The following is a 7,111-nucleotide window of genomic DNA, read 5'->3' as shown; positions in this document are numbered from 1 at the left end:
TTCTGGCTCATCGTTGCCGCATCGCTGGTGCTGGGCGTGCTGCTCATCATCCCCATCGGCGGCGCCGACATGCCGGTGGTGGTGTCGATGCTCAACTCCTATTCGGGCTGGGCGGCGGCCGCACTCGGCTTCACGCTCGGCAATCTGGCGCTGATCATCACCGGCGCCCTGGTCGGCTCGTCGGGCGCCATCCTGTCCTACATCATGTGCAAGGGCATGAATCGCTCCTTCATTTCCGTCATCCTCGGCGGCTTCGGTGGTGAGACCGCAGCCGCGGGCGCTGATGATGGGATCGAGCGCACGGTCAAGCAGGGCTCGGCCGACGACGCCGCCTATCTGATGATGAACGCGCAGAAGGTCATCATCGTGCCTGGCTACGGCATGGCCGTCGCCCAGGCCCAGCACGCACTGCGCGAGATGGCCGACAAGCTCAAGGCCAATGGCGTCGACGTCAAATACGCCATCCACCCCGTGGCCGGCCGCATGCCGGGCCACATGAACGTGCTCTTGGCCGAAGCCAACGTGCCTTACGACGAAGTGTTCGAGCTCGAGGACATCAATTCCGAATTCGCGCAGGCCGACGTCGCCTATGTCATCGGCGCCAACGACGTCACCAACCCGTCGGCGCGGGATGACAAGAGCTCACCTATTTACGGTATGCCGATCCTCGACGTCGACAAGGCGCGCACCTGCCTGTTCGTCAAGCGCTCGCTCGGCTCCGGCTATGCCGGCATCGACAACACGCTGTTCTACAAGGACGGCACCATGATGCTGCTCGGCGACGCCAAGAAGATGACCGAGGAAATCGTCAAGGCCATGGATCACTGACCCGGCCACATCGTCCGCATGAAGAAGCCCGGCTCGCCGGGCTTCTTCATGCGGATTTCAGACGATGTTCAACGGCTGGTCAGGAACACAGCCTCCTCGTCGTCGCGCTGCCTGCCGCCGAGGGCAGCCGCGGCGCTGGCGATGAAGGCGCCGATGACCAGCGACAGGGCGCCGAGGAGCGCAAATGTGGCGCTCGCCTTCCTGGCGGTATCGGCCGCCTGCTGGGCCTTGGCCTTGGCGTCCTGCGCCTTTGCCAGCAGCGTATCGACACGCGTCTTGGCGTCTGCTTCCGACAGGCCGGTGCGTGCCGCGACCAGCTGCGACAGGTATGTCTTGTCCTCGGGCGAAACCTCGCCAGCCGCAGCGCTGGCGACCAGGATGCGCGATGCCTGCGCCGCCGCCGCCGCATCGTTTTGCGGATTGGCTGCCGCCAGTCTCGCCGCGTCCGCCGGCCTGAACAACGAGTCCACCAGATAGGATGTGGCATTGTCCGTCGATGCCCCGCCTGCATTGGCCGATGCACCGGCCGAAGCGCCCTGGGCGGCGCCGGCGGCCACGCTGGATACAGCCTGGACGCCGGAACCCACAGCCGCCGACAGCGCCGAGCCGAGCACGCCGACGACCAGCAGCGTCGCCAGCGCCCATGCCAGGAAGCCATGAGCCGTATCCCGGAAATAAACCTCGTCGGTATGCACGCCCACCCATTTGGTGCGCAGCCGGCCGGCAAGATAGCCACCGAGGCCGGATGACAGCCATTGCACGACGATCAGCCACACCGCGGTCGAAACCGCGAAGCTGGTGATAGAGGCGCTTGAGCCCGACCATGGCGAGACCATGCTCAACCCCAGGCCGGAGCCGAGCAGCATCAGGATGAAGGTCAATGTCGAGGCGGCGAAGGCACCGGCGATGATCGGACCCCAGCTGATAGCGGTGGCGGACGATTCCACCGCGCCGGGATCATCCGTGATCGACAGGGTGGACTGCATGACAGCCCCCTATCGCGCGAAAAGCATGATGAGAAGGATGATCGGGATTGGAACCCCGAGTAACCAGAGCAAGATGCCGCGTCCCATGGGAGCCTCCTTCGCCAGGAATTGTGATCGATACTGTCACAATGCTGGAAAGAAGCTTCCGTTCCGGCGGTTCGAATGAATCTCGCAACGGAAACACTGGCGCGACCGACGCGCGCCAATGGTCCCGGGATGACTCCGGATTAAATGTCCAGATTGGCCACCGACAGCGCGTTGTCCTGGATGAACTCGCGCCGCGGCTCGACCTCGTCGCCCATCAGCCGCGAGAACAGGCTGTCGGCGTCGGTGGCGTCGTTCACCTTGACCTGCAGCAGCGAACGCACGTTCGGATCGAGCGTGGTTTCCCAAAGCTGCTCGGCGTTCATCTCGCCCAGGCCCTTGTAGCGCTGCATGGTCAGGCCCTTGCGGCCGGTCGCGAACACCGCGTTGAGCAGTGCCAACGGTCCCGAGATGGGTTCCGAGACATCCTTGCGGCGCAGCACGGGCGGCGCTCCATAGACGTCGCTGAGCCGCTGCGCGTAGCGGTCGAGCTGTCGCGCATCGGCTGAATTGATCAGCGCCATATCGAGATGGGCGTATTCCTTGACGCTGCGCACCGTGCGTTCGAAGACATAGCCGCCGATACCCTCATTCGAAGTCGACATCCGGCCGGTCCAGCCGCGCTCGGTGTCCTCGGCAATGATGTCGAGACGTTGCGCGATCCGCTCCGCCATCGCATTGGCGCGGCCAAGATCGGCGACGACGTCGGCATTGAGCCCGCCGGCGATCGCCGCCTGCTCCACGACGCCTCTGTTGTAGCGCGTGTGCAGGCCGTTGATCAGCTGGCGCACCGCGAGCGCATCGTCGATCGCCGCCCGCAGGTCCTGTCCGGCGCGAACCTCGCCGGAGCCGAGCGTGAGCGAGGCTTCTTCCAGTCCCGAGCCGATCAGGAATTCCTCGAACGCGCTTTCGTTCTTGATGTATTGCGAGCTCTTGCCGCGCGTCACCTTATAAAGCGGCGGCTGGGCGATATAGAGATGGCCGCGTTCGATCAATTCCGGCATTTGCCGGAAGAAGAAGGTGAGCAGCAACGTCCTGATATGCGCGCCGTCGACATCGGCGTCGGTCATCAGGATGATCTTGTGGTAGCGCAGCTTGTCGGCGTTGAATTCGTCCTTGCCGATCGACGTGCCGAGCGCGGTGATCAGCGTGCCGATCATGTCGGAACTGAGCATGCGGTCGAAGCGGGCGCGCTCGACATTGAGGATCTTGCCGCGCAGCGGCAGGATGGCCTGGTTCTGGCGCGAGCGGCCGCCCTTGGCGGAGCCGCCGGCCGAGTCGCCCTCGACGATGAAGATCTCGGACTTCGCCGGATCGCGTTCCTGACAGTCGGCAAGCTTGCCGGGCAGCGAGGTGACGCCCAGCGAGGTCTTGCGGGTGATGTCGCGCGCCTTGCGCGCGGCCTCGCGCGCCGCCGCGGCCTGGATCACCTTCTCGACCACGACCTTGCCTTCGCTCGGATGTTCTTCGAGCCAGGTGCCGAGCGCCTCGTTGACCAGCCCTTCGACCACGGGCCGGACTTCCGAGGAGACCAGCTTGTCCTTGGTCTGCGAGGAGAATTTCGGGTCGGGAACCTTGACCGACAGCACTGCCGTCAGCCCCTCGCGGCAATCGTCGCCGATCAGCGACACCTTTTCCTTCTTGGTCAGGCCCGAGGAATCGCCATAGCCGGTGATCTGACGCGTCAGGGCGCCGCGAAAACCGGCGAGATGGGTGCCGCCGTCGCGCTGCGGGATGTTGTTGGTGAAGGCCAGCACATTCTCGTGGTAGCTGTCGTTCCACCACATGGCCACTTCGACGGTGATGCCGTCGCGCTCGGCTCTGATGGCGATCGGTTTGTCGATCAGCGGTTTCTTGACCCGGTCGAGATATTTGACGAATTCCTCCAGGCCGCCATCATAGTGCAGTTCATGCCGCACGACGTCGGCGTGGCGGGCGTCGGTTAGCACGATGCGCACGCCCGAATTCAGGAACGCAAGCTCGCGCAGCCGATGCTCCAGCGTGCCGAAATCGAATTCGACCATCGTGAAGGTCTCGGACGACGGAAAGAAGGTGATCTCGCTGCCGCTGCGGCCTTCATAGGTGCCGGGCTGCTTGTCCTGTTCATAGCTGCCTGTGACGCTCAGCGGCGCGTCGGCATTGCCGTGTGTGAAGCTCATCTCGAAAATCTTGCCATTGCGGCGGATCTTGAGCTTCAGCCAGGCCGACAGGGCGTTGACCACAGAGACGCCGACGCCGTGCAGGCCGCCGGACACTTTGTAGGAGTTCTGGTCGAATTTGCCGCCGGCATGCAGCTGCGTCATGATCACTTCGGCTGCCGAAATGCCTTCGCTGGGATGGATATCGGTGGGAATGCCGCGCCCATTGTCGATGACGGTGACCGAACCGTCGGGATTGAGCGTCACCGTGACGAGATCGGCATGACCGGCCAGTGCCTCGTCGATGGCGTTGTCGACGACCTCATAGACCATGTGATGCAGGCCCGAACCGTCATCGGTGTCGCCGATATACATGCCGGGCCGTTTGCGGACGGCATCCAAGCCCTTCAAAACCTTGATGGAATCTGCGCCGTATTCGGCTTCGGCGCCGTTGGCGTTCTCAGTCTGGTCGCTCATGAAAACCTGTTGTCTAGAGGCGGCTGGTGGGGCGCGAAAAATCGCCCCCGAATCGCGCTTTCAATATGGCCTAGATATAGGCGTTAAAGGTGGTTTTTCCAAGGTTTGCAGGCATTTCCGGGCGGAAAAGCGCACCGTTGGCCAGCTATTGGCGAGAGGCTTTGTCCTTAGCCAGCCGGTCGCGCAGGAATTTTGATCGTGAACTTCTATCTTGGCGCCGGCTGCCCCTTCTGCCCGCTCGGCATTGGCAGGGTCGCCAGCCGCCAGAGCTTGCGCAAGTGCCTTCCGCCGCCGCGACGACGGCGATCAAAAAGCACCGGCAGCAAAGCGCATGGCAAACGCAGGCCGAACCGCCCACGGTTCGGTCGTTTGCCGACATTCCGCCTGTTTACGGCGCGTGCGAGCCGGCTTGCATCAGCCGGCGCGCATCGGCTTCAGCGCCTCGCTCCAGCGCAGCAGCTCCTCCAGCATGGTTCTTGCCCCGCCCTGCACCTGCTCGCTGGCTTCGAAGGAGCCATCGGTTCCCAGCAGCTTCTGATACAGCGGCAGCGCGATGCCTTCCGGAACCGGCATGACGCCGACGGAGGTCAGCAGCGGCTTGAGCGCCTGTGCCGCGCGCAGGCCACCGGAAACGCCGCCATAGCTGAAGATGGCGGCGGGCTTGTATTTCCATTCGCGCGAGAGATAGTCGATCGCGTTCACGATGGCCGGTGCGACGAAGTAATTATATTCCGGTGCCACGAAGACGAAAGCGTCGGCGGCATCGACGGCCTTCGACCAGGCCTTGGTATGATCGTTCAGGTAGTTGCCGAGCCTGGGATGGTGCGGCTCGTCCAGCACCGGCAGATCGAAGGCGGCGATGTCGGTCAGCACCGGTTCGAATTTGCCGTGCTCGCGCGCGAACCGCTCCAGCCAGTGAGCGAAAACCGGCCCGGCCCGGCCCGGCCGGGTGCTGCCGATGATGATGTTCAACTGGTGCTTCAAGGCGGGCTCCTTCGATTGACGGTATCTGTTGGTGACTGTGACCTACGGCAGAGCGCCGTCATGGACAAGACCGCGCCGTTTGGCGAGCGGTCACAATCGGATGATGGGAGCATCGCTCCGTCCCGTCGGGGCACGGGCTTTTACCGTCAGGCCACATGGACGCGCTGTGCGTCAGTCACTACATTGAACGGAGGCAAGGACTAGCGCGACGCGCTTGCCAGCGGAGCAGCCATGGACACTCAGCCCGCCCCCTTCGTTCCGCCGGCGCCGAGGCCGCGCACATCGCCGCCCTCGACGCTGGAGATGATGCGCATCGTCTACCGCAACCCGCTCGAGCTGTGGGGAGAGCCGACCTACAACGAGCCCTGGATCTCGGTGAACGGCGTCGGCGGACCGCTGGTCATCGCCAACGACCCGGGCCTCATTCGCCATGTCCTGGTCGACAATGCCAGGAACTACAAGATGGCGACGGTGCGCCAGCTCATCCTGCGGCCGATCCTGCGCGACGGCTTGCTGACGGCCGAAGGCGAGGTCTGGAAGCGTTCGCGCAAGGCGATGGCGCCGGTGTTCACGCCGCGTCACATCTTTGGTTTCGCGGGGCCGATGCTCAAGCGCACGCTTGAATTCGCCTCCCGTTACGAGGATGGCGGCACCTCCGACATTGCCCACGACATGACGCTGCTGACCTACGACATCCTGGCCGAGACGCTGTTCTCCGGGGAAATCGCGGGGGAGCCGGGCAGTTTCGCCAAGGAGATCGACCGGCTGTTCGAGACCATGGGCCGCGTCGATCCGCTAGACCTGCTGCGCGCGCCCGAATGGCTGCCGCGGCTTACCCGCATCCGCGGCCGCAAGACCATGGCCTATTTCCGCAAGATCGTCAGCAATACGGTCAAGATACGCGAACAGAGACTCAGGCGCGATGCCGATGCCGTGCCGCAGGATTTCCTGACCCTCCTGCTCAAGGCCGAGGGGCCGGACGGGCTGACACGCTCGGAAGTCGAGGACAACATCATCACCTTCATCGGTGCCGGCCATGAGACCACGGCGCGAGCCTTGGGCTGGACGCTCTATTGCCTGGCCGAGGCGCCATGGGAGCGGGAAAAGATCGAGCGCGAGATCGATGCCGTGCTGGCGCGCGAGCCCGATCCGACCAGATGGCTGGACGCCATGCCGCTCACCCGCGCCGCCTTCGACGAGGCGCTCAGGCTCTATCCGCCGGCGCCGTCGATCAACCGCGAGCCGATCGAGCCGGAGAACTGGAGGGATCTCCACATCCCGGGGCGCGCGGCCGTGCTGGTCATGCCTTGGGTCGTCCACCGTCACAGGAAGCTGTGGGACAGGCCGGACGCGTTCATGCCGGAGCGGTTCCATCCGGGCAACCGCGAAAAGATCGACCGCTTTCAGTATCTGCCGTTCGGCGCCGGGCCGCGCGTCTGCATCGGCGCCAGCTTCGCCATGCAGGAAGCGATCATCGCGCTCGCCGTCCTGCTGTCGCGTTTCCGCTTCGATTCCATCGCGCAAACCAGGCCGTGGCCGGTCCAGAAGCTGACCACCCAGCCGCAAGGCGGGCTGCCCATGCGGATCACCTCGCGCCTGTAATCGCCCGTCGTC

5 protein-coding genes are annotated in these 7,111 nt (G+C 64.2%); 2 read left to right on the top strand and 3 right to left on the bottom strand.

Translation table 11 applies throughout. From position 1 onward, the window contains the following. Positions 1-828: NAD(P)(+) transhydrogenase (Re/Si-specific) subunit beta (locus tag FJ959_RS10910; RefSeq protein ID WP_140630152.1), on the top strand; the 828-nt coding region annotated here is incomplete at its 5' end. A 68-nt stretch (positions 829-896) separates the two neighbouring features. Here FJ959_RS10910 and FJ959_RS10905 read toward each other — a convergent pair. From FJ959_RS10905 to FJ959_RS10895, 3 genes are all read right to left on the bottom strand, one after another. Next, the gene (locus FJ959_RS10905; RefSeq protein WP_140497276.1) at positions 897-1,814 is read right to left on the bottom strand and encodes a hypothetical protein; all 918 of its coding nucleotides are present in this window, start codon (positions 1,812-1,814) and stop codon (positions 897-899) included. Positions 1,815-2,041: 227 nt separating this feature from the next. Beyond that, positions 2,042-4,513: a DNA topoisomerase (ATP-hydrolyzing) subunit B gene (gyrB, locus tag FJ959_RS10900; protein ID WP_140512864.1), complete on the bottom strand. Its 2,472-nt coding sequence runs from the start codon at positions 4,511-4,513 to the stop codon at positions 2,042-2,044. A 414-nt stretch (positions 4,514-4,927) separates the two neighbouring features. Then, positions 4,928-5,497, bottom strand: a complete 570-nt coding sequence (locus FJ959_RS10895; protein ID WP_140497272.1) for an NADPH-dependent FMN reductase — start codon at positions 5,495-5,497, stop codon at positions 4,928-4,930. A gap of 231 nt (positions 5,498-5,728) precedes the next feature. Here FJ959_RS10895 and FJ959_RS10890 point away from each other — a divergent pair, with 231 nt between their 5' ends. Further along, complete coding sequence (locus FJ959_RS10890) at positions 5,729-7,099, top strand: cytochrome P450 (RefSeq protein ID WP_140630151.1); 1,371 nt, start codon at positions 5,729-5,731, stop codon at positions 7,097-7,099. Positions 7,100-7,111: the final 12 nt, after the last annotated feature.

Source organism: Mesorhizobium sp. B2-2-4 (assembly GCF_006442375.1).
Classification (GTDB): domain Bacteria; phylum Pseudomonadota; class Alphaproteobacteria; order Rhizobiales; family Rhizobiaceae; genus Mesorhizobium.
The sequence above is the reverse complement of the archived record's forward strand: the minus strand, read 5'-3'. Positions and strand labels throughout refer to the sequence as shown.